The 26,968-nt window shown below is 62.3% G+C and carries 24 protein-coding genes and 1 riboswitch; of the genes, 6 read left to right on the forward strand and 18 right to left on the reverse strand.

The genetic code is table 11. The annotated features are described in order from the left end of the window. Positions 1 to 62 precede the first annotated feature (62 nt). The 10 genes from J2W17_RS00475 to J2W17_RS00520 form a co-directional block, all read right to left on the reverse strand. Positions 63 to 755 carry a pseudouridine synthase gene (locus J2W17_RS00475; RefSeq protein ID WP_307327524.1) on the reverse strand — a complete coding sequence of 231 codons (693 nt, stop codon included), beginning with the start codon at positions 753 to 755 and terminating at the stop codon, positions 63 to 65. 59 nt (positions 756 to 814) lie between these two features. Continuing rightward, entirely contained in the window at positions 815 to 1,009 is a 195-nt protein-coding gene (locus J2W17_RS00480; protein WP_307327529.1) for a cysteine-rich CWC family protein, read from the reverse strand. 6 nt (positions 1,010 to 1,015) lie between these two features. After that, the gene (locus J2W17_RS00485) at positions 1,016 to 2,503 is read right to left on the reverse strand and encodes a sensor domain-containing diguanylate cyclase (protein WP_307327532.1); all 1,488 of its coding nucleotides are present in this window, start codon (positions 2,501 to 2,503) and stop codon (positions 1,016 to 1,018) included. Between the two features lie 235 nt (positions 2,504 to 2,738). Continuing rightward, positions 2,739 to 4,517: an allophanate hydrolase gene (gene atzF / locus J2W17_RS00490; RefSeq protein WP_307327534.1), complete on the reverse strand. Its 1,779-nt coding sequence runs from the start codon at positions 4,515 to 4,517 to the stop codon at positions 2,739 to 2,741. A gap of 25 nt (positions 4,518 to 4,542) precedes the next feature. Continuing rightward, the gene (uca, locus tag J2W17_RS00495) at positions 4,543 to 8,175 is read right to left on the reverse strand and encodes an urea carboxylase (RefSeq protein WP_307327536.1); all 3,633 of its coding nucleotides are present in this window, start codon (positions 8,173 to 8,175) and stop codon (positions 4,543 to 4,545) included. Positions 8,176 to 8,492: 317 nt separating this feature from the next. Further along, the gene (locus J2W17_RS00500; RefSeq protein ID WP_307327538.1) at positions 8,493 to 9,158 is read right to left on the reverse strand and encodes an urea amidolyase associated protein UAAP2; all 666 of its coding nucleotides are present in this window, start codon (positions 9,156 to 9,158) and stop codon (positions 8,493 to 8,495) included. A gap of 11 nt (positions 9,159 to 9,169) precedes the next feature. Continuing rightward, entirely contained in the window at positions 9,170 to 9,895 is a 726-nt protein-coding gene (locus J2W17_RS00505) for an urea amidolyase associated protein UAAP1 (RefSeq protein ID WP_307327542.1), read from the reverse strand. 12 nt (positions 9,896 to 9,907) lie between these two features. Beyond that, a complete protein-coding gene (locus J2W17_RS00510) occupies positions 9,908 to 10,696 on the reverse strand; it encodes an ABC transporter ATP-binding protein (RefSeq protein WP_307327545.1) in 789 nt (262 codons plus the stop codon). Positions 10,697 to 10,806: 110 nt separating this feature from the next. Then, the gene (locus J2W17_RS00515; protein ID WP_307327548.1) at positions 10,807 to 11,622 is read right to left on the reverse strand and encodes an ABC transporter permease; all 816 of its coding nucleotides are present in this window, start codon (positions 11,620 to 11,622) and stop codon (positions 10,807 to 10,809) included. Positions 11,623 to 11,637: 15 nt separating this feature from the next. Beyond that, positions 11,638 to 12,705: a putative urea ABC transporter substrate-binding protein gene (locus tag J2W17_RS00520; RefSeq protein ID WP_307327551.1), complete on the reverse strand. Its 1,068-nt coding sequence runs from the start codon at positions 12,703 to 12,705 to the stop codon at positions 11,638 to 11,640. 63 nt (positions 12,706 to 12,768) lie between these two features. After that, positions 12,769 to 12,869: riboswitch (guanidine-I (ykkC/yxkD leader) on the reverse strand. A gap of 416 nt (positions 12,870 to 13,285) precedes the next feature. Here J2W17_RS00520 and J2W17_RS00525 point away from each other — a divergent pair. Beyond that, the gene (locus J2W17_RS00525; protein WP_307327554.1) at positions 13,286 to 13,759 is read left to right on the forward strand and encodes a hypothetical protein; all 474 of its coding nucleotides are present in this window, start codon (positions 13,286 to 13,288) and stop codon (positions 13,757 to 13,759) included. A 125-nt stretch (positions 13,760 to 13,884) separates the two neighbouring features. Here the strand turns inward: J2W17_RS00525 and J2W17_RS00530 are convergent, their stop codons facing one another. Next, positions 13,885 to 14,988, reverse strand: coding sequence for an enoyl-CoA hydratase/isomerase family protein (locus tag J2W17_RS00530; RefSeq protein WP_307327557.1), 1,104 nt, complete (start codon positions 14,986 to 14,988; stop codon positions 13,885 to 13,887). 132 nt (positions 14,989 to 15,120) lie between these two features. Here J2W17_RS00530 and ung point away from each other — a divergent pair, with 132 nt between their 5' ends. Further along, on the forward strand, positions 15,121 to 15,813 hold the full coding sequence (gene ung / locus J2W17_RS00535) for a uracil-DNA glycosylase (RefSeq protein ID WP_307327560.1): 693 nt from the start codon (positions 15,121 to 15,123) through the stop codon (positions 15,811 to 15,813). Positions 15,814 to 15,929: 116 nt separating this feature from the next. Here ung and J2W17_RS00540 read toward each other — a convergent pair whose 3' ends face one another. From J2W17_RS00540 to J2W17_RS00555, 4 genes are read right to left on the reverse strand one after another with little or no spacing between them, the layout of a single operon-like run. After that, positions 15,930 to 16,970 carry an AbrB family transcriptional regulator gene (locus J2W17_RS00540; RefSeq protein WP_307327563.1) on the reverse strand — a complete coding sequence of 347 codons (1,041 nt, stop codon included), beginning with the start codon at positions 16,968 to 16,970 and terminating at the stop codon, positions 15,930 to 15,932. Beyond that, a complete protein-coding gene (locus tag J2W17_RS00545) occupies positions 16,963 to 18,477 on the reverse strand; it encodes a tripartite tricarboxylate transporter permease (protein ID WP_307327566.1) in 1,515 nt (504 codons plus the stop codon). The genes J2W17_RS00540 and J2W17_RS00545 overlap by 8 nt, the downstream gene beginning before the upstream one ends. 1 nt (position 18,478) lies before the next feature. Beyond that, positions 18,479 to 18,937, reverse strand: a complete 459-nt coding sequence (locus J2W17_RS00550; protein ID WP_307327569.1) for a tripartite tricarboxylate transporter TctB family protein — start codon at positions 18,935 to 18,937, stop codon at positions 18,479 to 18,481. 58 nt (positions 18,938 to 18,995) lie between these two features. Next, entirely contained in the window at positions 18,996 to 19,973 is a 978-nt protein-coding gene (locus J2W17_RS00555; protein ID WP_307327572.1) for a Bug family tripartite tricarboxylate transporter substrate binding protein, read from the reverse strand. Positions 19,974 to 20,353: 380 nt separating this feature from the next. On the opposite strand from J2W17_RS00555, the gene J2W17_RS00560 reads away from it, so the two are divergent. Together J2W17_RS00560 and J2W17_RS00565 are read left to right on the forward strand one after the other, a co-directional pair. Next, on the forward strand, positions 20,354 to 21,025 hold the full coding sequence (locus tag J2W17_RS00560; RefSeq protein WP_064679262.1) for a response regulator: 672 nt from the start codon (positions 20,354 to 20,356) through the stop codon (positions 21,023 to 21,025). After that, on the forward strand, positions 21,018 to 22,406 hold the full coding sequence (locus J2W17_RS00565) for a sensor histidine kinase (protein ID WP_307327577.1): 1,389 nt from the start codon (positions 21,018 to 21,020) through the stop codon (positions 22,404 to 22,406). The genes J2W17_RS00560 and J2W17_RS00565 overlap by 8 nt, the downstream gene beginning before the upstream one ends. Positions 22,407 to 22,439: 33 nt before the next feature. Here J2W17_RS00565 and J2W17_RS00570 read toward each other — a convergent pair whose 3' ends face one another. Beyond that, positions 22,440 to 23,261, reverse strand: a complete 822-nt coding sequence (locus J2W17_RS00570; RefSeq protein WP_307327581.1) for an HDOD domain-containing protein — start codon at positions 23,259 to 23,261, stop codon at positions 22,440 to 22,442. Positions 23,262 to 23,295: 34 nt separating this feature from the next. Next, a complete protein-coding gene (ygfZ, locus tag J2W17_RS00575) occupies positions 23,296 to 24,237 on the reverse strand; it encodes a CAF17-like 4Fe-4S cluster assembly/insertion protein YgfZ (RefSeq protein ID WP_307327584.1) in 942 nt (313 codons plus the stop codon). Between the two features lie 149 nt (positions 24,238 to 24,386). Between ygfZ and J2W17_RS00580 the strand changes: the two genes are divergently transcribed. Next, positions 24,387 to 24,641, forward strand: coding sequence for an FAD assembly factor SdhE (locus tag J2W17_RS00580; RefSeq protein WP_007898624.1), 255 nt, complete (start codon positions 24,387 to 24,389; stop codon positions 24,639 to 24,641). Then, the gene (locus tag J2W17_RS00585; protein ID WP_307327588.1) at positions 24,625 to 25,077 is read left to right on the forward strand and encodes a protein YgfX; all 453 of its coding nucleotides are present in this window, start codon (positions 24,625 to 24,627) and stop codon (positions 25,075 to 25,077) included. Before J2W17_RS00580 ends, J2W17_RS00585 begins: the two co-directional genes overlap by 17 nt. Here the strand turns inward: J2W17_RS00585 and nadB are convergent. Next, entirely contained in the window at positions 25,046 to 26,662 is a 1,617-nt protein-coding gene (nadB, locus tag J2W17_RS00590) for an L-aspartate oxidase (RefSeq protein ID WP_307327591.1), read from the reverse strand. The genes J2W17_RS00585 and nadB overlap by 32 nt on opposite strands. Between the last annotated feature and the right edge of the window lie 306 nt (positions 26,663 to 26,968).

A 26,968-nucleotide genomic window follows, 5' to 3' on the forward strand; every position in this document is an offset into this window, starting at 1 on the left:
CACGTCTGTGCGCAAGTATCATTGGCGAATTGTTCGACAACTTCTGCTGAGCGGTCGTGTGCTTAGAACAAAAGAATCTCTTCGGTGCACAGTGCGCGGTACTCGCCCGGTTTTAGGGCGTTGTCGAGCGCCAACGGCCCTATGCGTTCGCGGTGCAGGCGCAACACTTTATTGTCGAAGTGGCCGAACATCCGCTTCACCTGATGATACCGCCCTTCGACGATGCTCAGACGCGCGGATTTCGGCCCGAGCACCACCAGTTCGGCGGGTTGGGTGACGAGGTCTTCGAATGCGAAGTACAGGCCTTCGGTGAAGGTGATCGCGTAGTCGGGGCCGATGTCCTGTTCAGTCTCGACGTAATAGACCTTGGGCAGTTTGGTCTGCGGTTGGGTCAGGCGTCGTGACCAGCTGCCGTCGTTGGTGATCAGCATCAGGCCGGTGGTGTTGTAGTCCAGGCGCCCGGCGATGTGCAGCTCGTGCTTGTCCGGCTCGTGGATCAGGTCGAGTACGGTCGGGTGCTCGGGGTCGCGGGTGGCGCTGACGCAGCCGGCCGGCTTGTGCAGCATGAAGTAGCGGGCGGGCTTGCCGACTTGCAGTACGTCCTCGTCGACCTCGACGCGACTGAACACCGAGACCTCGGCGTGGGGGTCACTGGCGATTGTGCCGTCGATCCTGACGCGCTTTTCCACCAGCAACAGACGCACCTGCTGACGGTTGAAGCGGGGCAGGTTGCTGAGGAAACGGTCGACGCGCATGACAGGAGATCGGTGGGGGCGATGGGGCGCGCATCTTACGCGATTGGCGGCGCGGTTGCTTACAACTGCGAGTCGACCTGGGCGCAGCGCGGGCACAGGCAGGATTTGTCGCGCAGTTCCGGCGGCAACGCCTCGAGCACCGCCGGGTCGATGCTGACGCCGTAGCACCAACAGGCCCGATCGGCGGTTCGAGGGTCGGCCAGGGTGCAGTCGTTGGAGGCGCCGCAGGCCGGGCAGAATTCTGGCTTGTTCATGTAGGCCTATGCATAGCTGGAGTGAGGCATTTCCACGCAGGTGCGGTTGCGCCCGGAATGCTTGGCACGATACATCGCTTGATCGGCCCGCGACAGCAGTGTGTGCAAGGTGTCGTCCGCTTGCAGGGTGGTCAGGCCGATGCTGACCGTCAGTTGCAGCTCCTTACCGTGGTAGGCATACCGCTTTTTTGCCACATGCTGGCGGATTTTCTCTGCGATCATCTTGCCGTTGTCACCGTCGGTGTCCTTGAGCAGCAAGATAAATTCTTCACCGCCCCAGCGGCAGACGATGTCGGAGTGCCGCAGGCAGCTCTCGAGGTCCCGTGCGAAGCCGATCAGCACCTGATCGCCGGCCAGGTGGCCGTGGGTGTCGTTCAGCGCCTTGAAGTGGTCCAGGTCCAGCAGCAGCGCGGTCAGGGGCCTGGGTTCGCGCTGGGCTTCGTGCATGGCTTGCGCGGCCAGCAGGTCGAAGCCGCGCCGGTTGGGCAGTTCAGTCAGGCTGTCGAGGGTGGCCTGAGTCTGGATTTTGCCCTGATAGCGCTTGATCACCCGATTGAGCAGGGCCAGTACGCTCAGGGTGACGATCAGGCAGATCAGCAGGTTCAGGTACAGCGACTGGCGAATCTCGCTGAGGGCGCCGTCTTCGCGCTTGTCGACGAACAGGTACCAGTTCAGCTCCGGAATGAAGCGCACGTTGAGGAAGTGGCCCTGGCCCTGGACAGAATACTCGTAGCTGCCGCTGTGGGGCTTGGGCAGTTGGCTGACCAGGCCTTTCATGCTGTCGAGCTCGCCGAGGGTCTGTCCGACCCGTGCGCCTTGCGGGCCACCTTCGGCGCCGGTGAGCACCAGGCGCCCGAAGGTGTCGACGAAATACACGCTGCGCTGGTAGCGCTGCTGGTATTTGTCGATCAGCTTGATCACCGCATCGACCGTCAGGCCGACACCCGCCGCGCCGATGAAGCGGTTGTTGTAGTCGTAGACCTTGTAGTTGATGAAGAAGGTCAGGTTGTCCTTGTTGGCCAGGTCCGGGTCGACATTGATCTCGTAGGGATCGGCCATGTCGCGTACGCGGAAGTACCAGGCGTCGCGGGGCTCGTCGACCTTGACCTGCTTGAGCACGCCTTTGGCGTGGTAATAGGTCAGCGTGCCGTTGGAGACGAAAAACGCGGTGTAGGCACCGTAGTGGGTCATGACCTCGTCGAGGTAGCGGGTCATCTGCCCGGGATCGTTTTCGCCGTTGACCACCCAGTCCCGCATGAAGGTGTCGCGGGACATCATCGAGGAAATCAGGATCGGCCTGACCAGGTCTTTCTGGATTTCCGAGTAGACCGTGTCTGACGTCAGCGGCAATTCGGTATTGACGATATTGTCGCGGATCGACGCCCGCGAAGCGTAATAGCTGAGCAGGGACGTGGCCAGAAACCCCGCGCCCAGCAGCGCGATCAGCGTGAACACCAACGAACGTTGCGAATACAGCGGCGAGCGAAGCGGCATGGCGATTCCGTTGCAGTAATCCGATGCAAGCATTCTAGTGGCACTTTGCGGAAATAACTGCGGGATTTGTGGGGTGGATCGGCATGGATCAGGTCGGTGGCGTCCGGGCCCCTTCGCCGCACCGCAGCGAAGGGGCCATGCCTGACACACCGCATCGCCTGGTTCGCCAGCAAGCCGGCTCCTGCAGGGTTGTGCGCGGTCACGGTAGGAGCTGGCTTGCCAGCGAATCGTGAGGTCAGCGCAGGTCTTTCAGATACGCTCTCCAACCTCCCAAATGACTGATATTGACCGCCCCCTCCAACCCATACGCCTCGCAGATAAACCCGCTCTCCCAGCGCCCATCCGCCAGCTGCACCTTGCCCAACCCCAGCGGTGCCGGAATCCCGGTCAGGAACGAACCCAGCTCACTGCTCGGCAGTTCCCAGACTTCCACCGCGATTGCGACACCACCTTCCTTCACTCGAACCATTCCGGGACGCAGCGGTGAGCCGCCGGCCAATGCATACAGCTGGTAGTCCGGTGAACTGAACGTCGTCTCGATCAGCCGCGCCCCGCGCCGCTTCAATTGCCAATTCAACGCCAACCCATCCAGATGCGCACCACACACCACCAACCGCGCACGATCATTGCGCGCGACTGTGGCTGGTGCAGAGATCGCCAGACCTTGCCGACGTTGCAACGCATCCGCCACCCCCAACAGATACTGATCGGTGAACGCCCGGCCAAACAGCGTCACGCCCCACGGCAGGCCGTTGCCCATGAAGCCGGCGGGCACGGCGACGGCGGCGTAATCGAGCAGGTTCATGAAGTTGGTGTAGTAGCCGAGTTCCGAGTTGCGCACTACCGGTTCGGCCGTCAGTTGCGCCAGTGTCACCGGGCGGCCGATGGTTGGCGTGAGCACGCAATCGAGTCCGTCCAGCGCCTGGTCGCACAGCGCTTTCAAGGCTTGCAGGCGATACTGCGCACGGAAGGTTTGCACGCCGCTCACCGCCGGCGCCTTGGCCAGTACCGCACGAATCACCGGCAGCACCGCTTCGGGATTTTGCTCCAGCAACTCGCCGGCGACGCTGTAGCGCTCGGCCACCCACGGCCCTTCGTAGAGCAGGCGCGCCGCTTCCAGAAACGGCGACAAATCCAGTTCCACGGCTTCACCGCCCAAGGCCTTGAGCTGATCGACGGCATCACTGAACAGCAGCGGGCCCTCAGGGCAACCGAAGAACTCCAGGTCTTGCGTGCGCGGCACGCCAAAACGGAACGGGCGCGGTGTCCCGAACGCCGAGCCGTCATTCCACAGCGGATTGCTGCGGCTGTATTCATCCCGCGGATCGAGTTGCGCGGTGAGCGCCAGTAGTTGGCTGGCTTCCCGGGCAGTGGCGGTAAAAGTCGTGACGCAATCGAGGGTGCGGCAGGCCGGCACCACGCCCGCCGTGGAGATCAACCCTTTGGTGGCTTTCAAGCCGACCAGATTATTCAAGGCCGCCGGCACCCGCCCGGAACCTGCCGTGTCCGTGCCCAGCGAAAAGCTCGCGACGCCCAATGCCACCGCCAGCGAAGAACCGGCACTGGAACCGCCCGAGGGGTAATCCGGCAACACGCTGTTCGGACACGCGCCATAGGGTGAGCGACTGCCGTTGAGGCCGGTGGCGAACTGGTCGAGGTTGGTCTTGCCCAGCGGAATAGCGCCCAGAGCGAGCAATTGCTCGACGATGGTTGCCGAACGCTGCGGCACGTAGGCAAACGCCGGGCACGCGGCCGTGGTCGGAATGCCCGCCAGGTCGATGTTGTCCTTGATCGCGAATGGCACGCCGTACAGTGGCAGGCTGTCCGGGTCACACCCGTCGAGGGCGGCGAGGTAGGGCTCCAGTTCCTCGGCGCTGAGCAAGTGGATGAACAGGTGATAGTCCGGGTTCAGCGCTGCGGCTTTCTCGCGCAGGCTCGACAGCAGTTGCCGGGGTGTGATGCTGCCGTCGCGGTAGGCGCTGCGCAGGGCCTCGAGTTGCAGATTGATGTTCATGGCATTGATCCTGTTCAAAATGGTTTCACTCGAGTTCCAGCACCACGACGCGCTGTCCGGCACGCACGGCCGACCCCGGCTGTACGCGAATTTCCCGCACCACGCCGGCCATGGGCGCGAGCAGGGGGATTTCCATCTTCATCGATTCCAGAATCACCAGTACATCACCGGCGGCGACGCGGCTGCCGGCCTCTACCTGCACCTGCCAGAGGTTGCCGGCGATGTGGCTGTCGACGCTCTGTTGACCATGGGCTAGCGGTGCGTCTGCGGTGGCCTCCGGGGCCGGTTCTTCGCTGTCGAAACGGGCCTGGCCGCTGGCGATCCACCGCTCGCGTTCGGCGTTGAACGCGCCTTGTTGCTGATCGCGAAACGCGGCAATGGTCTCGGCTTCTTTGGTCAGGAACGCCTGGTAGTCCGCCAGATTCAGCTGACTGTGCTCGATGTTCAGATCGAAACGCCCAAGAGGGAAATCCCGGCGAATGCGCAGCAGCTCATCGGCGCTCACCGGATAGAACCGGATCTGGTCGAAAAAGCGCAGCAACCACGGTTTGCCGTCGAACGCCGCGACCTCCCGGTAGCGATTCCACATCTGCAAGGTACGACCGACGAACTGATAACCGCCAGGGCCTTCCATGCCGTACACGCACATATAGGCGCCACCGATGCCCACCGAGTTTTCCGCGGTCCAGGTGCGGGCCGGGTTGTATTTGGTGGTGACCAGCCGATGCCGTGGATCGAGCGGGGTGGCGACCGGTGCGCCGAGGTAGACGTCGCCAAGGCCCATCACCAGGTAGCTGGCGTCAAACACCGTGCGCTGCACTTCATCGAGATTCGGCAGGTCGTTGATGCGACGGATGAACTCCAGATTGCTCGGGCACCAAGGCGCGTCCTTGCGCACGGTGGTCATGTATTTCTCTATCGCCAGCTGACAGGCCGGGTCGTCCCACGACAGCGGCAGGTGGACGATGCGCGAGGGCACTTGCAGGTCCCGGGCGGCGCACACCGCGTCCCATTCACCGGCGACGATGCCGAGCAGATCGGCCAGCGGCAGTTGTTCGGGTTGGTAGTGCACTTGCAGCGAGCGGATGCCGGGGGTCAGGTCGATCACCCCGTGCAGGTTTTTGCTTTCCAGGGCTTGCATCAGGGCGTGGGCGCGGAAACGCAGGACCAGGTCAAGTTCGGGAGCGCCGATTTCCAGCAGCAGGTGAGTGTCGCCGGACAATCTTGCCACCAGCCGCGTATCGTCCTGACCAAGGTCCAGCACCACAGGCGATACACCCCCCTGTAGGAGCTGGCTTGCCAGCGAAGAAGTTGATGCGGTGTCTGTCAGGGCCCCTTCGCTGGCAAGCCAGCTCCTACAGGTCCCCCATTTCAGGGCGAGATGGCGGGCGGTTTTGAGATCGACTGGGAAAAACTGCACCTTGTCGCCAGCCTTGAGCTGCCCCAGCTGCCAGAGGTCGGCCTCGATCACTGTCACCGGGCAGACGAACCCACCCAGGCTCGGGCCATCGGGACCGAGGATTACCGGCATGTCGCCGGTGAAATCCACCGCGCCGATCGCATACGGATTGTCATGGATATTCGACGGATGCAACCCCGCCTCACCACCGTCGGCACGCACCCATTCCGGCTTCGGCCCTATCAGTCGAACCCCGGTACGGCTTGAGTTGAAATGCACTTCCCACCGGGTGGCGAAGAAGGTGGCGATGTAGTCTTCGGTGAAGTATTCCGGCGCGCCGTGGGGGCCGTAGATCACCCGGATTTGCCGCACGGCGGGTAACTCGGTGACCTGCTCGTCAGCCAGTTGCTGCCCGGCCCCAAAGTCCTTCAATGCCGGAACATGCAGCACATCACCGGCGCGCAGCGCTCGGCCACCGTGCCCGCCAAACTGCCCCAGGGTGAAGGTGCTTTTGCTGCCCAGATAATCCGGCACTTGCAGACCGCCGCGCAGGCACAGGTAGCTGCGAGCGCCAGCACCGGCAATAGTGCCGAGGCTCAACGTGGCGCCTGCCGGAATCAGCAGCGCTGTATTCATCGCTACGGTTTCACCGTTCAACGTCAGTGGAATCACCGCCCCGGTCACCGCTATCACCGCCTCGCAGTTGAAGCGCAGCAACGGGCCGCTCATGGTGATTTCCAGTGCCGCCGCACCGTCGTCGTTGCCCAGCAACAGATTACCCAGTCGCAACGCGCGGCTGTCCATCGGCCCCGACGGCGGCACCCCCACCGCCCAGTAGCCGAGGCGGCCGGGATAGTCCTGAACGCTGGTCTGGGTGCCGGCGCTGAGCACTTCGAAGGTGTTGGCTCGATAGACCAGGCCTTCCAGGCAACGGGTCCACGCCTGGCCGCTGGCGAAGGGTGCATCGAGCAGGATCTGGCGCAGGTAATCGCGGTTGGTTTCCACCCCGTAGAGCAGGCTGTCGCCCAAGGCCTGGTGCAGATCGGCGCGGGCCTGTTCGCGGGTCGGCGCCCAACTGATGACCTTGGCGATCATCGGATCGAAGTAGGGCGGGATCTCGCAACCGGCCTCGACCCAGGTGTCGATCCTTAGATGTTTGCCATCGGCGACAGGGAAATCCACGGCCGTGAGCAGGCCGGGGCTCGGTTGAAAATCCCGCCCCGGATCTTCGGCATACAGCCGCGCCTGAATCGCATGACCGTCAGCTTTCAACCCTCGGCTCAACTCGCTCAACGGTGGTAGATCACCGGCCGCCAGTTGCACCATCCAGCGCACCAGGTCCACGCCCCACACTTGCTCGGTGACACCGTGTTCCACCTGCAAGCGGGTGTTCACTTCCAGAAAGTAGAAGCGCTGATCTTCACTGTCGAAGACGAATTCCACAGTCCCGGCGCTGCGGTAGTTCACCGCTTGCGCCAGTTTGATCGCCGCTGCGCACAGCGCTTCGGCCATGCCCTCGGGCAGGTTCGGCGCCGGGGTTTCTTCGAGGACCTTCTGGTTGCGCCGCTGCACCGAGCAGTCGCGCACACCCAGGGCGATCACTTGCCCGTGGCCGTCGCCGAACACCTGGACTTCCAGATGCCGGGCCCGCTGGATGTACTTCTCGATGAAGACACCGGCGTCGCTGAAATTGTTCTGGCCGAGGCGTTTGACCGCTTCGAAGGATTCAATCAGTTGCTCCGCGCTGTGGCATACGCGCATGCCGATACCACCACCACCGGCGGTGCTTTTGAGCATCACCGGGTAGCCGACCTGTTCGCCGGCGATCAAGGCGGCGTCGAGACTGTCGAGCAGTTCGGTGCCTTCGAGCAGCGGCACCCCGTGTTGCCTGGCCAGGGCACGGGCGGTGTGCTTCAGGCCAAACACGCGCAGTTGCTGCGGCGTCGGGCCGATGAAGGCGATACTGGCCGCTTCGCAGGCTTCGGCGAACGCGGCGTTTTCCGAGAGAAAGCCGTAGCCGGGATGAATCGCCGTGGCGCCGGTGGATTTGGCAATGGCGAGCAGCTTGTCGACCATCAGATAAGTACCGGCCGCGGCGCCGTCACCCAGGCTGTGGGCTTCGTCGGCCTGCAGGATATGCAGGCTGGCGGCATCGGCTTCGGAGTAGACGGCAACGCCCCGGACCTGCAATTGACGCAAGGTGCGCAGGATGCGGCAGGCAATGGCGCCGCGGTTGGCAATCAGGACTTTTTCGAACATGGCAAAACCCCCGGAGGCGATGACGCATCGGCCTCGACCTGGGTTGCGGGTCGTCCCGCAGTTTTCGATGGGCGCCGGGGTCGTCCCCGGCGGCAGAATCACTAAACTTGACACCACTGATGACCTTGTAGGAGCTGGCTTGCCAGCGAAGAGGCCGGCACATTCAACAGTGATGTCGACTGACACACCGCTATCGTCGGAACGCCGCCCGGGGCAAGCCCGCTCCCACAGGGATCAGGAGTGTTCTTACTGTTTGAGGCACTGCCCGGAGCGGGCCTGGCAAAGGGCAAACAACCATTTACGCAACCGCGCCAGTTTCAGTTCCATACCAGCACCTCCGCCGGCGTAGGGTTGTAGGCATTACACGGGTTGTTCAATTGCGGACAGTTGGAGATCAGCACGATCACGTCCATCTCCGCCCGCAGGTCGACGTATTTACCCGGCGCCGAGATCCCGTCTGCAAAGGTCAACCCGCCCTCCGCCGTGACCGGCACGTTCATGAAGAAGTTGATGTTCGGTCCGATGTCGCCCTTACCCAGTCGTCCGTCGTGGACGCAGGCGCGCAGGTAGTTGTCGCGACAGCTGTGCATGTAGCGTTTCTCCAGCGCGTAACGCACCGTGTTGCTCTCCTGGGCGCAGGCGCCGCCGAGGGTGTCATGCCGGCCACAGGTGTCGGCGACAAGGGTCAGCATCGGTTGGCCGAGGTTGGAATAGAGCACGCTGCCGGTGCTCAGGTAGACGCTGTTTTGCCGGCGCAAGGTGCGTTGCACGTCGTAGCGTTCCTTGGGGTTGGCGACGCTGTAGAACAGGGTATCGATCGCCTGGTTGCCTTCCAGGTCGAGGATGCGCAGGGTCTGGCCGGCCTTGACCTCCATCAGCCAGGGTTCGCCGGCGGGAATGGTGGCGCGGTAGACCGCGGTGTCTGGCTGCCTGTTTGCGGCATTGTCATCAGAAGCGGCAGCGGTAGCGATGGCGAGTGACATGGCAGCGATCCTCAGGCGAACAGGCGGTCGGTGTTAATGAAGCCGCGCTCGTTTTCCGGGCGCGAGGTGCGGCAGTGTTCGGCGACGCTGGCGTCGGCGTTCATCCAGCTGAGCTTCAGGGGTTGGGGGGCGTATTGCGGTGACGGGTCCATCGGGTGTTGCAGGGCGGTGAGCACCACCAGCGTGTCCATCGGCGCATACAACTCGATGTAATCGCCGGCCCTGGAGTTGCCTTCGACGAAGTGGAAATGTCCGGCCTCATCGACGTTCACCCGGCTGAACAGGTTGAGCGTCATCAACAGATCGGACAGGCCCAGCCCCCATTTGCCCAGCTCCACCAACAGGTTGTCGGTGCCATTGCGGAAGAAGCCGTTGCGCAGTTCCTGATAGCGGCCCTGACCGTATTTTTGCGCGACCTCTTCCGCGCACAGTACGCCGCCGAGGCTGTCGCTCCAGCCGCAGGTGTCGGCGGTGATGGCAGCCAGCACCCGGCCCATGTCCGAGTACAGGCAATGGCCGGTGGTGAGCTTGGCGGTGTGCTGGCATTTGAGGCTGTCGGGCAGGTTCAGGCGCTCGGTTTTTTCGTTGGCGTTGAGCAACGTCAGGCTGACGTTGGCGCCACCGCGCAGGTCGGTCAGGCGCAGCAATTGGCCGCGTTTAAGAACAAAGGAGCGATGGCCGCCGCCGGGAAGCATTTCTTCGGCGAAGGGCGGGAACAGTTGAGTCGAATCCGTCATTTCAAAATTCCTCTATGCGATACGAAGCGTGCCCGCCAGCTGAGGCGGCAGGGCGTCGACGGCCGCGCGATTGATGCGGCGGTCGCTGTTCAAAGGGATGTCGTAGGTGATGCGCGCGCCATAGGCGCCAGGGGCGTGCGGGTCGAGGCGGACCTTGTCGAACACCAGCAGGCGCGTGCCGAGGCTGAAGCCTTCGGACAGGTCGTGGGTGACCATGAAAACCGTCAGCTGTGTCTCGCGCCACAGTTCCAGCAGCAGGCCGTGCATGTCCTTGCGGATACCCGGATCGAGGGCACCAAACGGTTCGTCGAGCAGCAGCACCCGGGGTTTCATGATCAGCGCCTGGGCGATGGCCAACCGTTGCTGCATGCCGCCGGACAGCTGCGCCGGGTACTTGTCCCGCGAATGGCCGAGGCCGACCTTGTGCAGCAGCACCGAGGCCTGTTCTCGTGCGTCTTTTTTAGCGCTGCCGAATAACCGCCCCAGCCATGGCGAACGCGGCAGTTCGAGACCGAGGGCCACGTTGTCCAGCACGCTCAAGTGCGGGAACACCGAATAGCGCTGGAAAACCACGCCACGGCTGGCATCCGGCTCGCCGGCCAGGGCCTGGCCATCGAGCAGAATCTCGCCGCGACTGGCGCGTTCCTGGCCGAGCAGCAGGCGCAGGAAGGTCGATTTGCCGCAACCTGACGCGCCGACCAGCGTGCAGAACTCGCCCTCGTTGACGTTCAGGTTCAGCCCTTCGAGCACTACCTGATCGGCGTATTGCTGCCAGACATTTTTCACGGTGATGAAGCTCATGCGCGGGCTCCTCCATAACTCATTCAGGGCACCTTCGTGGCTCATTTAGAGGCACTTTCGTGGCTCATTTAGTGGCGCCTTCGTGGCTCATTTAGTGGCACCTTCGTGGCTCATTTAGTGGCACCTTCGTGCCAGGGGAACGCCCGTCGGGTCAGGCGCTTGAGGCCCCAATCCATCAGCCAGGCGAGCAGGGTGATCCACACCACGTAGGGCAAGATCACGTCCATCGCCAGGTAGCGGCGCACAAGGAAAATCCGGTAACCAAGGCCGTCGGTAGAGGCGATGGCTTCGGCGGCAATCAGGAACAGCCAGGCCGAGCCGAGCATCAGGCGCAGCGAGATCAACAGGCGCGGCAGCAATTGCGGCAGCACCACCCGCAGCATCAAGGTCCAGGTCGAAGCCCCGAGCGTCTGGGCCTTGATCAGCAATTCGACTGGAATCTCCCGGGCACGCTGTTCCAGATCCCGCGCCAGGCACGGGGTGATGCCGATCACGATCAGCATCACTTTCGACAACTCCCCCAGTCCGAACACGATGAACAGAATCGGCAGGATCGCCAGCGGCGGCACCATCGACAGCACCGTCAGCAACGGCGACAACGGCGCGCCGAACAGCGGCAGGGTCCCGGCGACGATACCCAGGCACAGTCCGGCCAACGCGCTGATGCCCAGGCCGATGGCCAGCCGGCGCAGGCTGGAAGCGGTGTCTTGCCAGAGCAGGTAGTCACCGGTGCGGGTGTCGGCGGTGAACGCCAGGCGTTTCACGGCGTCGGTCATCTGCTCGGCGCTGGGCAGCAGCTTGTCGTTGGGGTTTTCCGTCAGCCGCTCCGCCGAACCCATGAAATAGGCGAACAGCACCAGGGCGAACGGCAGGATCACCAGCAACAGGCGACTCGGGCGATCCGGGTGGCGATTGATCAGGCGCATGGCCAGTCCTCCTGGTTACAGCTTGGCGTCGGCAGCCATCTGCACGAAGGTCGGGTCGAAGCGCAGCTTGAGGTTGTTCTTGTCGCCGCTGGTCACGCCATTGGCGAAGGCCATGCCGACGGCGCTGGTGTCCTTGGCGCCTTCACCGAGCAAGCCATGCTGGAAGGAAAACTCGGCGACCTTGCGCATGGTTTCCGGCAGTTGCTTGCTGGTGGCAAACACGAGGGCTTCTTTGGGCGTGGCGAACAATCGGGTGGTGTCGAGTTGCGCCTGGAAACCCGCCAGATCAGTGCCCGAGGCTTTGGCCATGTGCTCCAGGGCGGCTTTGCCGGCGGCGTTTTTCGCGTTCATCAACTCGACCACTTCGAACCAGGCGCCGGTGAGTGCCTTGCCCAGGGCCGGGTTGTCTTTGAGGGTGGCGCTGTTGACCACCATCATGTCCATGATTTCGCCGGGGATCTGGCTGGAGTTGAAGACTTCGGTCACCCCTGGCTTGGCCTTGATGTCCGAGAGCATCGGGTTCCAGGTGGTGACGGCGTTGACCTGGTCGGTGTTGAAGGCGGCCGAGATGTCGGCGTCAGAGGTGTTGACCACTTTCAGGTCTTTCTCGGTCAGGTCCACCGAATCCAACGCCCGTGCCAGCAGGTAGTGGGACACCGAAAGCTCCACCAGATTGACGTCCATGCCCTTGAGGTCGCCGACTTTCTTGCCGTCACCCTTGAGCACGATGCCGTCGTTGCCATTGGAGAAGTCGCTGACGATCAATGCAGTGCTATCGACGCCACCGGCCGCCGGAATGGTCAGTGCGTCCATGTTGGTCATGGTGCAGCCGTCGAACTGGCCAGCGGTGTACTGGTTGATCGATTCGACGTAATCGTTGAGCTGCACCACATCGATCTGGATGCCATATTTTTTCGCCCACTTGTCGACGATGCCCTGGCTGCCAGCGTATTCCCAGGGCATCCAGCCGGCGTAGATGGTCCAGCAGACGCTGAAGTGGTCTTTCTGGGCGGCCTGGGACGAGAAGCTCACACAGGCTGCGAAGGCAGTGGCGAGCAGGGCGGGTAATCGAAGTCGGGACATAGGATGGTTCTCCAGTTGATCAAGGGCGGGCAGGAGTCAACGCGGCACCGTGAACGGTGGCTTGTCTCCCGGGCTTTTGTCCCGCCGTGTAACCTCAACTGGAGGTCGCCAACTCTCGGACCAGCCACTCGCCTTAGCGAGCCGGAACCCTAGTCAGCCATTGCAAATTGTGGTGCCGCGAACCTGTGATGACTCCTGCACGTCTTTGCTAAAGCGAGAGCCGTGCCAAGTCGCCCGGAGCGCTCTAGATCGCAGGAAACAGCAACAGGCGTTGTAGGAAAGAGAGGAGTATTGCCTTGTGATGGTGCGTGAGTGCACTGCAATGGAACGTGTTGGCCGCTGATCTGAAGGTTACTGATCGGCGGCCATGGTCCGCATTATTATCGGGGTGGCTATCACCGCTGGCACCATTAACCAGCAGGCGAATAATGAAGAACCTTTCATCGGCTACTTGTTTCAATGTGTTTCACAAACGCACCAGATTTCAAATTCGATGTCTGATCTCTCGACAGTCACCGAATAATTGACTGTCGCCTGCCAGCGTCGCTGGTATGGCTCACTCGCGGTCCAGGAGGCCGCCATGCTCTGTCGAAAACAGCTCCGCCAGATTCTGCTGATTGCTCTATCGGGATTGTCTCTTGGTGCGTGCGTACCCTATTCCGATGGAGGAGCCAGCTACTACCGGTCCGAGGTCTACACATCCCCTGCGCCCTATTACTCCGGGGGCGGGCCTTACTATTCCAACGGCGGTTATTACACGGCGCCGCGCCGGTATTATTCGCCGCCTGCACGGTACTATCAGCCAACGCCGCGGTATTACCACCAGCCGCGGGTGTATCAGCCAGCACCGCGTTATTACCAGTCGGCGCCACGAGCCGACTACCGGGCTCATCAGAGTCGCAGTTGGGATGGGCACAGCCGCGGCGGTTGGGATGGCCGTAACCGTAGCGGTCGGGACAACGACAATCGCAGCCATGGCGGGCGCGACAACCGTGGCGGAAGAGGCGACCACAATGGTCGCGGTGATCACGATGGCCGAGGTGGCCACCGTTAACAGGCGTTAAACGCAATCACTGTGGGGGCGGGCTTGCTCGCGAAGGCGGAGTGTCAGCCAGCAGTAATGTTGACTGACACTCCCTCTTCGCGAGCAAGCCCGCTCCCACATTTGGTTCGGCGTTCCTAGAGGTCTGCCAGCGGATGCCGACCTTCCCATGCCTTGTGAAAATGCGCTTCCACCACCGCATCAGGCACATTGTTAATGTCCGGCCAGTGCCAGTGCGGCTTCTGATCCTTATCGATCAACCGCGCCCGCACCCCTTCGCTGAACTCTGGATGACGACAGCAATTGAGGCTCATGGTGTATTCCATCTGAAAGACCTGAGCCAGGGACATGTGCCGGGCGCGGGCGATCTGTTCCCACACCAGATGAGCGGTCACGGGCGAGCCTTCACTCATGGTTTTCGCTGCGCGACTGAGTAGCAGGTCGGTGCTGTCGCGCTGCAAACCGATGGCTTTCCAGGCGCAGCACACGTCACTGACGTCCAGCAACTCGTCAATTTGCTGGCGACGCGGCAACCATTGGGCTTCGGGCATCTGCGCGACCGCTTCCTGCTGCAAGGCCTTGAGCAGACTGTTGAGTTGCATGGCCGTCTGTTCCTGCCAGTTCAACTGCAGCAAGCGTTCAAACAGTTCTTCCTGCTGTTCGTCGAGCAGGAAACGGTCCGCCAGGTCCAGGTCGATCGCATCGCGACCGTTCATCTGAGCGCCGGTCAGGCCGAGAAACAAACCCAGCTTGCCGGGCAGCCGCGACAGGAACCAACTGGCGCCGACATCCGGGTACAGGCCGATGCTGATTTCAGGCATCGCCAGGCGGCTGCTCGGCGTGACGATCCGGATACTCGCCCCTTGCAACAGCCCCATGCCGCCGCCAAGGACGTAGCCATGGCCCCAGCAGATCAGTGGTTTGGGGTAGGTGTGCAGCATGTAGTCCAGGCGATATTCCGCCGCAAAGAAGTGCGCAGCCAGGGGCGGCACTTCTCCCGGGTGAGCACGACACGCCTCCACCAGGCTGCGGACCTCGCCCCCGGCACAAAAAGCCTTGGTGCCGTTACCACGCAACACGACACAGACGATTTGCGGTTCCTTGGCCCAGGCCTCCAGTTGATCGCGCAGGGCGTTTATCATGGGCAGGGACAGGGCGTTGAGGGACTTTTCGGCATCCAGGCTGGCAACGCCGATGCGTGCGCCGTCGGTGCCGGTGAGTTCTTCGAAGTGCAGATTCATCGTGACCTCGATCGGGAATTTGAGCGTTCAGTATGATCGCTGTTCAGGAAAGTGCCGGATCTGTGTCAGATCAATTGACAAGCATGGTCAGCTTTCCTAGGGTTCGCCCCATTGTTTTTGCCGGATGTAACCATGACTGCTGACGACCGTATCAAACTCGAACCGAGCTGGAAGGAGGCACTGCGTGCTGAATTCGACCAGCCTTACATGGCAGAGTTGCGCAACTTCCTGCAACAGGAGCGCGCGGCGGGCAAGGAGATCTATCCGCCGGGCCCGATGATTTTCAACGCACTCAACTCGACGCCGCTGGACAAGGTCAAGGTGGTCATCCTCGGCCAGGACCCCTATCACGGCCCGGGCCAGGCCCACGGCCTGTGCTTCTCGGTGCAACCGGGCGTGCCGGCGCCGCCGTCGCTGGTGAACATCTATAAAGAGTTGAAGCGCGACCTGAACATCGATATCCCGAGCCACGGCTGCCTGCAAAGCTGGGCCGACCAGGGGGTGCTGATGATCAACACCACCATGACGGTGGAACGCGCCACCGCCAATGCGCACAAGGACAGGGGCTGGCAGTTTTTCACGGATCGAATCATTCAAGTGGTCAGTGAACAGCAACCGCATCTGGTGTTCATGCTGTGGGGTGCTCATGCCCAGAGCAAGCAGAAGCTGATCGATGCGACCAAGCATCTGGTGCTGACCTCGGTGCATCCGTCACCGTTGTCCGCTTATCGCGGTTTTCTTGGATGCGGGCACTTCAGCCGGGCCAACAAGTTTCTGGAGCAGAATGGCGAGATGCCGATCGAGTGGCGGTTGCCGCCCATTTGACGCGTGACCGCGCTGGCCCCTTCGCGGCGGTGCGGCGATCCGACAAGCCCGCTCCCACAGGGGTCGCGGCGGTCTTTGTGGGAGCGGGCTTGCCCGCGATGAAGACGACCCGGTCTTCAGTCCGGCTCCGGTTCCCGGTCCCAATATTTGAACAACGGCTCCGCCAGAAACAACACAAACAACAACCGCATCACCTGCATCGCCGTTACCAACGGCACCGACAGTTGCAGGGTTTCAGCGGTGAGGCTCATCTCCGCAATCCCGCCGGGCATCATGCCCAAGGTCAGCGAGCGCAGATCCAGATGGGTCAGCGCACTCAGCCCCAGCGCCGCCAGCGTTGCGATCAACATGGTCAACACAGTGCCGATCAACGTCCGGCCCATGAACGACGGTGCGCGACGGAAAAACTGCCGATTGAAGTGACACCCCAACCCGCTGCCGATCAGCCATTGACCGATCTGGCTGCCGCCATTGGGCAGGCCGATGTGCAGGTCCCAGCCGATGCTCACCGCCGCGCTGACCAGCAATGGCCCGAACAGCCATGGATTGGGTTGCCGAAGACGCTCCCACAGCCACGCCGCCCCTGCGCCTGCCGGAAACAACAGGGCCAGCCACCGCCAGTCGACGGCGCTCGGATGGAACACCGGCGCACCGTCGCCAAGCAAATACTTGAACGCAGCCGGCACGCACAGCACCACCACCAACACCCGCAAGCTTTGCCCCGCCGCGACGCGACTAAGCACCGCGCCATTACGCGCGCCGAGGTTGACCATCTCCCCGGAGCCGCCGGGCATGCTGGAAAAGAACGCCGTGGCACGGTCCTCGCCGGTGCGCCGCATCAACCAGACCCCGACCACGGCCGACAGGCTGGTGATCAACGCACCGAAGAAGATCAAGCCGAAGTGACTCAGCACTTGCTCCATCACCACCGGGGTGAAGTGCAGGCCGATACCGATACCGATGATCCACTGGCCGACCTTGCGTCCGCCAGGGATTTCCGCCAATTGCCAAGGGGTCAGGCACCGCACCAGGATGATCGCCAGCAACGAGCCGACCATCCACGGCAACGGCCAGCCGATCTGGCTGGCGAGGTAACCGCCCAGCAGACCGACCAGCGGGGTTCCCCACCAGGCTTTGAACGGAATTCGATCAGACATCGGCGAGCGCGCGCCGGGCGACCGAACGCTTGCGCCAGATCCGCAGCAGCGGCATCAACAGCATCAATGCGGTCAATATCCAGACGCCGAAGGTGATCGGGCTTGACCAGAGGATTTCCAGTGCACCGTTGGAAATCGACAGCGCGCGCCGCAGGTTCTGTTCCATCAGGCCGCCGAGGATGAAGCCCAGCAGCACGGGCGACAACGGGAAGTCCAGCTTGCGCAGGATGTAGCCGAAGATGCCGATGCCGATCATCAGGAACAGGTCGAAGGTGGTGGCATGCACCGCGTAGACGCCGATCCCGGTGATGATGGCGATGACCGGCACCAGCGCCCAGTTCGGCACCGCGAGGATGCGCGTGAAAATGCGGATCATCGGGATGTTGAGGATCACCAGCATGATGTTGGCGACGAACAACGAAGCGATCAGGCCCCACACGATGTCCGGTTGCTGTTGGAACAGCAGCGGGCCGGGCGTGATGTTGTACAGCGACAGCGCGCCGATCATCACGGCCGTGGTGCCCGAACCCGGAACACCCAGGGTCAGCATCGGTACCAGGGCGCCGCACGCCGAAGCGCCGATGGCGGTTTCCGGTGCCGCGAGGCCACGCATGTCACCCTGGCCGAAGGTACCCTTGGCGCCAGCGATGCGTTTCTCTGTCATGTAGGCCACGGCACTGGCCAATGTCGCGCCAGCCCCCGGCAGCACGCCCATGATGAAACCCAGCAGACCGCATCGGATGTTCACCACGAACACCGACGACGCTTCCTTGAAGTTGAACATCATCCGCCCGGTGGCTTTCACCGCTTCCTGGCCGCGATGGGTTTTTTCCAGCAGCAGCAGGATTTCGCTGATGGAGAACAGGCCCAGCACCAGCACCACGAACTGAATGCCGTCAGTCAGATGGATGTTGTCCCCGGTGAATCGGTACACGCCGCTGTTGGCATCGATGCCGACGGTCGACAGAAACAGCCCGATCAACGCCGCGATAAAGGTCTTCAGCGGTCGATCACCGGCCATGCCGCCCAGGCAGACGATCGCGAACACCATCAGCACGAAGTATTCCGCCGGCCCGAAGGCAATCGCCCATTTCGCCAGCAGCGGGGCGAACAGCACCATGCCGCAGGTGGCGATGAACGCGCCGATGAACGAACTCCAGGCCGACAGCGACAATGCCACACCGGCCAGGCCTTTGCGGGCCATCGGGTAACCGTCGAGGGTGGTCATCACGGTTGAGGCTTCGCCCGGGATGTTCAGCAGAATCGAGCTGATCCGGCCGCCGTATTCGCAGCCCAGGTACACTGCTGCCAGCAGGATCAGCGCTGATTCCGGTGGCAGACCCAGGGCGAAGGCGATAGGTATCAACAACGCCACGCCATTGATCGGGCCCAGGCCTGGCAACAGGCCAACGACGGTGCCGATCAGGGTGCCGCAGAGCGCGGTCACCAGGTTGTACGGGCTCAGCGCGACGCCGAAGCCCTGGCCCAAATAGCCGAAAGTATCCATATCAGTTCTCCAGGACGTCGAGCAGGCCCAGGGGCAGCGGCACGTCCATCAACTTGTCGAACAGCAGGTAAAGACCAATGCTCATCAGCGTAGTCACGATGATGCTCGGTCCCCAGCGCCCCCCGTACAGGCGCGCCATCGGAATGCCGATCAGGATGCTGCTGAGAATGAAGCCCAGCGGTTCGAACAGCCCGGCGAAGATCAGCAGCAGGACGACGCAGATACCGATCTTGTTCAGGGTTTCGCGATCGAGCCTGGGATCATCGTCGCTGTGCACGATAGGCGTCGGGCGAAACACCATGTACAGCAGGCCAAGCCCCATCAGGCCAAGCATCAGCAGCGGAAAGGCCCGGGGGCCCACCGGTTCGTAGGAAAAAGCCGCCTGATACGGCCACGCCATCAATGCCAGGCCGATACAGGCCAGCAACAGCACCGAAGCGAAAATGCGTTGTACGAGCATGAGAAACTCCTGGGCCGCGGCCCCGAGAACCGGGGCCGCAACCGCTAGACAGAGGCGATCACTGGATCAGGCCGAACTCTTTGGCCAGCACTTTGTAGTCCGCTACCTGCTTCTTCACGTAGGTGTCCAGCTCGGGGCCGGTCATGGCGAACGGGAAGAGCTCGCGCTGGTCGCGCAGCTTGGCGAACTCGTCGGAAGCCAGGAGTTTGTCGAAGGAGTCTTTCCACCAGGCGTAGTCTTCGTCGCTGACCTTTGGCCCGAGGTAGAAACCGCGGACCACTGGCCAGACGATGTCGTAGCCTTGCTCCTTGGCGGTCGGGATGTCCTTCATTTCCGGCTCGTCCAGACGCTTCTCGGAGAACACCGCCAACAGGCGCATGTCGCCGCTCAGGATATGCGGCATGGAATCGGAGATGTCGGTGCTGCCGACCTGGATATGGCCGCCGAGCAACGCGGTGGCGATTTCACCGCCGCCTTCGAGGGCGACATAACGCAAGTCCCGCGGGTTGATCCCGGCGGCCTTGGCGATCAGGGCGGTCTGCATCCAGTCCTGGCTGCCGACGGTGCCGCCGGAACCGATGACCACGGCGCTTGGGTCTTTCTTCAGCGCCTTGACCAGGTCGTCGAGGTTTTGGTAAGGCGAATCCTTTTTCACCGCGATGGCGCCATAGCTGGTGCCGACCGCCGCCAGCCAGCGCACGGCGTTTTCATCGAACCGACCGAATTTGCCCTGTGCCAGGTTCAGCAGCGAACCGCTGGACCAGGCGACCAGCGTGCCGGCGTCGGCCGGACGCTGCGCCACTACCGCGTTGTACGCCACGGCGCCGACACCCCCGGGCATGTAGGTCACGCGCATCGGTTTGCTCAGCAGTTTCTGGTTCACCAGCGCGCTTTGCACCAGTTTGCAGGTCAGGTCGAAACCGCCGCCTGGCGAGGCCGGGGCGATGCATTCCGGGCGTTTGGGCTCGGCCATCAGTTGGCCGGCAAACAGCACACAGCTGGCGGCGAGGGCGATACGGCGCAGTGATCGATTCATTGTGGTCTCCAGGGGAGTTGTTGTTTTTAGGATGTTTCAGATGCGGCGGTGTTGCGCCGTGCAGCCGGGTTCGGCGCTGGCGAGCGAAAACGATGGGGAAGAGAAGGGCGGGCGGGCTTGAAGCTGTAAGGACAGCATGGTGCAGTACCTCGTTATTGTTCTTATTGCGAAAACGCATCAAGGCGTTTTTCGAGAGCTACATTTCAAAGCACGATGTGATGGCGTGCAGTCGAAGCCATCCGTGGGCCGACTCTAGCGGTCGAACCTTTCGCTAACCTTTCAGCGGACTTTCGCGGTATTCAGACTTCACAGTGGCGGGCGCGGCTGTAAACTCCGCGCCAAACAATGGCGTCGAACATCCCTGAATGAGGTAACTATCCATGCGTGTTCTGCTCGTCGAAGACCATCTGCAGCTCGCTGAAAGTGTCGCCCAGGCGCTCAAGAGCACGGGTCTGACCGTGGATGTGCTGCACGACGGCGTGGCGGCCGACCTGGCCTTGAGCAGCGAGGAATACGCCATGGCGATCCTCGACGTCGGCCTGCCGCGCATGGACGGTTTTGAAGTGCTGGCGCGCCTGCGGGCCCGAGGCAAGAACCTGCCGGTGCTGATGCTGACCGCCCGCAGCGACGTCAAGGATCGGGTCCATGGCCTGAACCTGGGGGCCGACGACTATCTGGCCAAGCCTTTCGAATTGACTGAGCTCGAAGCCCGGGTCAAAGCCTTGTTGCGCCGCAGTGTGCTCGGTGGTGAACGTCAGCAGACCTGTGGGGTGCTGGCTTACGATCTGGACACCCGGCGCTTTACCCTCGGTGATGAACTGCTGACGCTCACCTCCCGCGAGCAGGCCGTGCTCGAAGCCCTGATCGCCCGTCCCGGCCGGGTGATGAGCAAAGAGCAACTGGCCGCCCAGGTGTTCGGCCTGGACGAAGAAGCGAGCCCGGACGCCATCGAGATCTACGTTCATCGCCTGCGCAAGAAACTCGACGGGCAGCCAGTCGCCATCGTGACGTTCCGCGGTCTCGGCTATTTGCTGGAAAGCCGCGATGCATAAGCCCAGCAGTCTGCGCTGGCGGTTGCTGTGGAACCTCGCGCTGTTGCTGGTGGTGTTGATGCTGGCCAGTGGCTTGAGCGCGTACTGGAACGGTCGCGAAGCCGCCGACACCGCCTATGACCGCACGTTGCTGGCCTCGGCGCGGACCATCGCCGCCGGGGTGTCCCAGCGTGACGGCAGCCTCAGCGCCGATGTGCCGTACGTGGCCCTCGACACTTTTGCCTACGACAGCGCGGGACGGATTTTCTACCTGGTCAACGACATCAACCAGAAGCTGATTTCGGGCTACGAAAACCTGCCACCGCCGCCGCCGGGTACGCCGCGCACGGATGATTATCCGGCGCTGGCACGCTTCTACAACGCTAAATATCAAGGGCAGAACGTACGGGTGGTCAGCCTGCTCAAACCCGTGAGCGAGCCGAACATGAACGGCATGGCGGAAATTCGCGTGGCGGAAACCGATGAGGCGCGGGTCAGCATGGCGCGCAGCCTGGCGGCGGACACCTTGCTGCGCCTGGGCATGCTGGCGATCGGTGCGTTGTTGATGGTGTGGTTCGCAGTCAGCGCGGCACTGCGCCCGCTGGAGCGCTTGCGCACGGCGGTGGAGGAGCGTCAGCCCGATGATTTGCGGCCGTTGCCGCTGGTGGAAGTGCAACATGAATTGTGGCCCCTGGTGCGTGCGCTCAATCATTTCACCGAACGCCTGCGCGGGCAGTTCGAGCGGCAGGCGCAGTTCATCGCCGATGCGGCCCATGAGCTGCGTACGCCGTTGGCGGCGCTCAAGGCTCGGCTCGAACTGGGCCTGCGCTCGACCGAACCGCAGACCTGGCGCAGCACCCTGGAAACGGCCGCCCAGGGCACGGATCGCTTGACCCATCTGGCGAACCAGCTGCTGTCCCTGGCACGGGTGGAGAATGGCGCGCGGGCGATCGCCGAGGGCGGCGCACAGCTGCTGGATCTCAGTCAGTTGGCGCGCGAACTCGGCATGGCGATGGCGCCATTGGCGCACAAACGTGGCGTGGCACTGGCGCTGGAAGCGGATGAGCCGGTGTGGCTGCGCGGTGAGCCGACGCTGTTGAATGAATTGCTCAGCAATCTGGTGGATAACGCCCTGGCGCACACGCCACCGGGCGGCAATGTGATTTTGCGGGTGACCGCGCCGGCCGTGCTGGAGGTCGAGGACGATGGCCCCGGGATTCCGCTTGAAGAGCGTGATCGGGTGTTCGAGCGTTTTTATCGACGCAATCAGCAGGTGGCCGGGTCCGGTTTGGGCCTGGCGATTGTCGGTGAAATCTGCCGCGCGCATCTGGCACAGATCAGCCTGCACGATGGCGAGCAGGCAGGGTTGAAGGTGCGGGTGAGTTTTAATGCGGGGGAGTGATGGTGTTTGTGCAGGGGGGCGGCGCGGTCTCGATCAGTAAAACATCGACCGCGATTCTTCCAGCGCCCTGCATTGCACCTCGTTCTCCAGATCGATGCCCAGCTTCTTGAACGCCGGCACGCCGGACGCCTCGATTGCGCCAAGCGGGTGATCCGTGCCCTTGTAGCAAAACAGGCAAGCCACCTGCACCAGGTCGACATAATCGACCCGCACGGACTGGCGGCCGAAGTCCAGGTACATCCCGGGCAACTGCACCAGCATCTCTGGAAATTCCCAGACCTTGAGCAGTTTGTCGCCAATCAATGGATGAATCTGGTCGATCACATGGTTCAGGCTGATCGAGTCGGACAGCAATTCATTGTGTTCTTCGGCGTAGGTCAGGATCGGCAGCACACCGATCTGATGCACCAGCCCGCCCAAGGCTGCCTGATCGGGTTTGAGCTGAGTGTAACGGCGGCACAGCGCATAGCTGATGCCGGCGATTTCCAGGCTTCTGCCCCAGACGTCGCGCATTTTCTGTTCCACGACCTCGGAGCGGGCATGGAAAATCTGTTCCATCACCAGGCCGATCGCCAGGTTGCTGCTGTAATTGACGCCCAGGCGAGTGATGGCCGTGTGCAGGTCAGTGACTTCCCGGGTCGCGCGCAGCAGCGGGCTGTTGACCACTTTGATCAGTCGCGCCGACAACGCAGTATCGCGGCCAATCACTTTACTGAGAGTACTGACGCTGATTTCCGGGTCTTCGGCGGCCTTGCGAATCTGCAAGGCCACTTCCGGTAACGTTGGCAGAACCAGGTCATCGTTATCGATGGCCGCAACCAAATCCTGTTGGACCTTATCCGCCAGCTTGCTCATTTCTTATCTCTGGGTATTGCGACAAGTGCTGCATTCAGCGCTGGATTTCGCGATCGCGATCCAGTTGATAAGGCAGGTCGAGCAGGTGCAGGGCGGGCCCTTCGAGCGCGCCCAGATGAATATCGCCACCTTCTGCTGCTTCGGCCTGCAGCACGGCCAGGAGTTCAATGTTTTGCCCGGCGCGGGCGGCCAGCACCACTTCGCCGATAGCGCTGCCATGGGTCGGTGAAAACAGTGGCGTACCGGGTTCCGGCAATTCACCGGCTTGCAAGCTCAGGCGATACAAGCGGCGCTTGAGTTTGCCCAGGTACTGCATCCGCGCGACGATTTCCTGGCCGGTGTAGCAGCCTTTCTTGAAACTCACGCCACCGACGGCCTGCAGGTTGAGCATCTGCGGGATGAACAGTTCGCGCGTGCCCGGCATGACCTGACCGAGGCCTGCGCGGACCTGGCCCAGCAGCCATTGATTCAGCTCGCCCTCGGCCAGCAGCGCCGACAGCTTGCCCTTGAGGGCGTCCGTTTGATCGGCGGGGGCCCAGAGTTCGGCGCGATCAGGGGACACGCGGATGGCGACCAGGCCGTCATTGCGCACGACACTGTCGGTTTCCGCCGGTAACTCAAGACCCAGGCCGAGCAGCGCCGCATCGCCATGCTCGATGCCGAAGCGCACCCAGGCGGCGCTTTCATCGGTCAGTTTGGATTTGGAGAATACTGCGTACTTCTTCAGGTCCGCCAGTTGCGGCTCCAGCAACTCGCTGGCCATGGCCAACAGCACGCCGTCACCTTCGAGCAGGATGCGGAAGCTCGACTGCATCCGGCCTTTCTGCGTGCAGCGCGCGCCGAGGCTGGCCCGGGTGTCGCTCAGGTAATCGAGGTTGCAGGTCAATTGACCTTGCAGGAATTTACTCGCATCCGCGCCGCGGACCGCGAGAACGCCTTCGTGAGACAGGGTGCAGAAAAAAGCAGAATCGGCCATGGGTCATCGCAGGATAAAGAGTCTGGGGGACATCATAAGGGGGCGCCCATGAAATGGGTAGTTTACAAAAGACCCTGTTGCCCCGACCAAAGCCGACTGTTCGACGGAGCATGGGGCTGTATACTTGCCGCCTATTTGAGGAGCGCTCCATGGTCGAAGATGTTGAACTGAATCGCCTCTACTGGCACAGCCGCCGCGGCATGCTTGAGCTTGACGTGTTGCTGGTGCCGTTTGTGAAAGAGGTTTATCCGCACCTCAACGAAGTCGACCGCGCCTGCTACGTCAGGTTGCTTGAATGCGAAGACCAGGACATGTTCGGCTGGTTCATGGAGCGCGCCGAATCGGAAGATCCGGAGCTGCAGCGCATGGTGCGCATGATCCTGGATCGTGTCCAGCCCAAGTAATTCGTTCGAATGCCGCTGGCAGGCCTCACGGCAGCTGCTGGCGGTCTACCTGTTGGCCCAGCTGTTCGCGCTGGGTGCGTTGTTTCTTCTGTCGATACCGCTCTGGGCCAGTCTGCTCGGGGTTTTGCTGTGCGTGGCCCACGGCCTCCGGGTGTTGCCGCAACAGATTCTGCTGACGCATCCCCGGGCGTTTCGCGGTTTGCGTCGCGATCGGGATGGCTGGCAGCTGTGGAACCAGGCGGCCGGCTGGCAATCGGTGCAACTGCGGCCGGACAGCCTGGCGCTGCCCTTGATCGTGGTGCTGCGTTTTCGTCTGCAAGGTGAGCGGCATGACCGCTCGATCTGCATTCCCCGGGATTCGCAGGCGGCGGATCTGCACCGACGCCTGCGGGTCCGGCTCAAGTTCAGTCGACGTAGGTGGGCGGCACCAGAATAGTGTCCAGGGCAACCGGCAACATGTCCGGGTAGTCGAGAGTGTAATGCAGGCCCCGACTTTCCTTGCGCTCCATGGCTGACAGGATCATCAGCTCGGCCACCTGGGCCAGGTTACGCAACTCGATCAGGTCGCGACTGACCTTGTAATTGCTGTAGAACTCGTCGATTTCGTCCAGCAGCAGGCGCACGCGGTGCTGGGCCCGTTGCAGGCGCTTGCTGGTGCGCACGATACCCACGTAGTCCCACATGAATCGCCGAAGTTCATCCCAGTTGTGGGCAATGATCACGTCTTCGTCGGAATCGGTGACCTGGCTCGCATCCCAGACGGGCAGGGCGGCAGGAATCGATACCTGGGGCAATTGCTCCAGAATGTCCGCCGCCGCCGAGCGCGCATAAACGAAGCATTCCAGCAGGGAGTTGCTGGCCATGCGGTTGGCCCCGTGCAGGCCGGTGAAACTGGTTTCGCCGATGGCGTAAAGGCCCGGCACGTCGGTGCGACCCTGTTGATCGACCATCACGCCACCGCAGGTGTAGTGCGCCGCCGGAACCACCGGGATCGGTTGCCTGGTGATGTCGATGGAAAACTCGAGGCAACGCTCGTACACCGTCGGGAAATGAGCCTTGATGAAGGCTTCTGGCTTATGGCTGATGTCCAGGTAAACGCAATCGACACCCAGGCGCTTCATCTCATGGTCGATGGCCCTGGCGACGATGTCCCTGGGGGCCAGTTCAGCGCGTGGGTCGAAGCGCTGCATGAAGCGTTCGCCGTTGGGCAACTTCAGGTGCGCACCCTCGCCGCGCAGGGCTTCGGTGATCAGGAAACTCTTGGCTTGCGGGTGATAGAGGCAGGTGGGATGGAACTGGTTGAACTCCAGGTTGGCCACCCTGCAGCCGGAACGCCAGGCCATGGCGATGCCATCGCCACAGGCACCGTCGGGGTTGCTGGTATAGAGGTAGACCTTGGCGGCACCGCCGGACGCGAGAATCACAAAGCGCGCGCCGTAGGTGTCGACTTCTCCGGTGCTCCGATTGAGCACGTAGGCGCCGAGACAGCGGTCGCCGTCAAGGCCCAGGCGTTTTTCCGTGATCAGATCGATCGCGACCCGCTGTTCCAGCAGCTCGATGTTCGGTCTTTGCCTGGCCTTGTCGAGCAAGGTTCGGAAAATCGCGGCACCGGTCGCATCGGCGGCATGAATGATGCGCCGATGACTGTGGCCCCCTTCACGGGTCAGGTGGAATTCGAATCCACCGTCCTCGGTGCCTGACTGTTCATCGCGGGTGAACGGCACGCCCTGGTCGATCAACCATTGTATGGCCTCTTTACTGTGCTCGACGGTAAAGCGCACGGCGTCTTCGTGACACAGGCCGCCGCCGGCATTGAGTGTGTCGTCGACGTGGGATTCAACGGTGTCGGTGTCATCCAGGACGGCAGCGACACCGCCCTGGGCCCAGAAAGTCGAGCCGTTGGCGAGGTCGCCTTTGCTCAGTACGGCAATGCGCAAATGATCGGGCAAGGTCAGCGCAAGGCTCAAGCCGGCAGCGCCGCTGCCAATTACCAGAACATCATGTTGGAACTGTTGGCTCATTTCAGGATTCCGCTCAAAGCGACCCGGGTCGGGGGTGGCGCGTGACGCCTGGATCGGCGAGTCAAGACAGCCACACAGCCCACTAGTATATAGAGGGGGGGAGCGGCACAATAGCCGGGCCAGTATGGCATTGTGAAACTACTGTGACGGAAAACAGGGGACGCTTCGTCGGATGCTTTCTCCTCCGGTTCGGCGACAGCAGCACTGTATCGTGGATTTAACACTCTTTTTCCCTCCACGGTTGCACAATGTCGGGTGGGTACGGCTATAAATATGGAACTTTTGCCAAAGGGCCAAGATCAATAG

Origin of the sequence: Pseudomonas lini, assembly GCF_030812475.1 — a bacterium.
Classification (GTDB): Bacteria; Pseudomonadota; Gammaproteobacteria; order Pseudomonadales; family Pseudomonadaceae; genus Aquipseudomonas; species Aquipseudomonas lini_A.

What these genes read in the sequence shown, in the direction of transcription:
- ung (WP_307327560.1), top strand. Translation starts at nt 15,121, where the DNA reads ATGACTGCTGACGACCGTATCAAACTCGAACCGAGCTGGAAGGAGGCA.
- J2W17_RS00545 (WP_307327566.1), bottom strand. Translation starts at nt 18,477, where the DNA reads ATGGATACTTTCGGCTATTTGGGCCAGGGCTTCGGCGTCGCGCTGAGC.
- J2W17_RS00505 (WP_307327542.1), bottom strand. Translation starts at nt 9,895, where the DNA reads ATGACGGATTCGACTCAACTGTTCCCGCCCTTCGCCGAAGAAATGCTT.
- J2W17_RS00525 (WP_307327554.1), top strand. Translation starts at nt 13,286, where the DNA reads ATGCTCTGTCGAAAACAGCTCCGCCAGATTCTGCTGATTGCTCTATCG.
- J2W17_RS00560 (WP_064679262.1), top strand. Translation starts at nt 20,354, where the DNA reads ATGCGTGTTCTGCTCGTCGAAGACCATCTGCAGCTCGCTGAAAGTGTC.
- J2W17_RS00480 (WP_307327529.1), bottom strand. Translation starts at nt 1,009, where the DNA reads ATGAACAAGCCAGAATTCTGCCCGGCCTGCGGCGCCTCCAACGACTGC.
- J2W17_RS00570 (WP_307327581.1), bottom strand. Translation starts at nt 23,261, where the DNA reads ATGAGCAAGCTGGCGGATAAGGTCCAACAGGATTTGGTTGCGGCCATC.
- J2W17_RS00520 (WP_307327551.1), bottom strand. Translation starts at nt 12,705, where the DNA reads ATGTCCCGACTTCGATTACCCGCCCTGCTCGCCACTGCCTTCGCAGCC.
- nadB (WP_307327591.1), bottom strand. Translation starts at nt 26,662, where the DNA reads ATGAGCCAACAGTTCCAACATGATGTTCTGGTAATTGGCAGCGGCGCT.
- J2W17_RS00510 (WP_307327545.1), bottom strand. Translation starts at nt 10,696, where the DNA reads ATGAGCTTCATCACCGTGAAAAATGTCTGGCAGCAATACGCCGATCAG.
- J2W17_RS00485 (WP_307327532.1), bottom strand. Translation starts at nt 2,503, where the DNA reads ATGCCGCTTCGCTCGCCGCTGTATTCGCAACGTTCGTTGGTGTTCACG.
- J2W17_RS00515 (WP_307327548.1), bottom strand. Translation starts at nt 11,622, where the DNA reads ATGCGCCTGATCAATCGCCACCCGGATCGCCCGAGTCGCCTGTTGCTG.
- J2W17_RS00540 (WP_307327563.1), bottom strand. Translation starts at nt 16,970, where the DNA reads ATGTCTGATCGAATTCCGTTCAAAGCCTGGTGGGGAACCCCGCTGGTC.
- J2W17_RS00530 (WP_307327557.1), bottom strand. Translation starts at nt 14,988, where the DNA reads ATGAATCTGCACTTCGAAGAACTCACCGGCACCGACGGCGCACGCATC.
- J2W17_RS00565 (WP_307327577.1), top strand. Translation starts at nt 21,018, where the DNA reads ATGCATAAGCCCAGCAGTCTGCGCTGGCGGTTGCTGTGGAACCTCGCG.
- ygfZ (WP_307327584.1), bottom strand. Translation starts at nt 24,237, where the DNA reads ATGGCCGATTCTGCTTTTTTCTGCACCCTGTCTCACGAAGGCGTTCTC.
- J2W17_RS00500 (WP_307327538.1), bottom strand. Translation starts at nt 9,158, where the DNA reads ATGTCACTCGCCATCGCTACCGCTGCCGCTTCTGATGACAATGCCGCA.
- J2W17_RS00475 (WP_307327524.1), bottom strand. Translation starts at nt 755, where the DNA reads ATGCGCGTCGACCGTTTCCTCAGCAACCTGCCCCGCTTCAACCGTCAG.
- J2W17_RS00555 (WP_307327572.1), bottom strand. Translation starts at nt 19,973, where the DNA reads ATGAATCGATCACTGCGCCGTATCGCCCTCGCCGCCAGCTGTGTGCTG.
- uca (WP_307327536.1), bottom strand. Translation starts at nt 8,175, where the DNA reads ATGTTCGAAAAAGTCCTGATTGCCAACCGCGGCGCCATTGCCTGCCGC.
- atzF (WP_307327534.1), bottom strand. Translation starts at nt 4,517, where the DNA reads ATGAACATCAATCTGCAACTCGAGGCCCTGCGCAGCGCCTACCGCGAC.
- J2W17_RS00580 (WP_007898624.1), top strand. Translation starts at nt 24,387, where the DNA reads ATGGTCGAAGATGTTGAACTGAATCGCCTCTACTGGCACAGCCGCCGC.
- J2W17_RS00550 (WP_307327569.1), bottom strand. Translation starts at nt 18,937, where the DNA reads ATGCTCGTACAACGCATTTTCGCTTCGGTGCTGTTGCTGGCCTGTATC.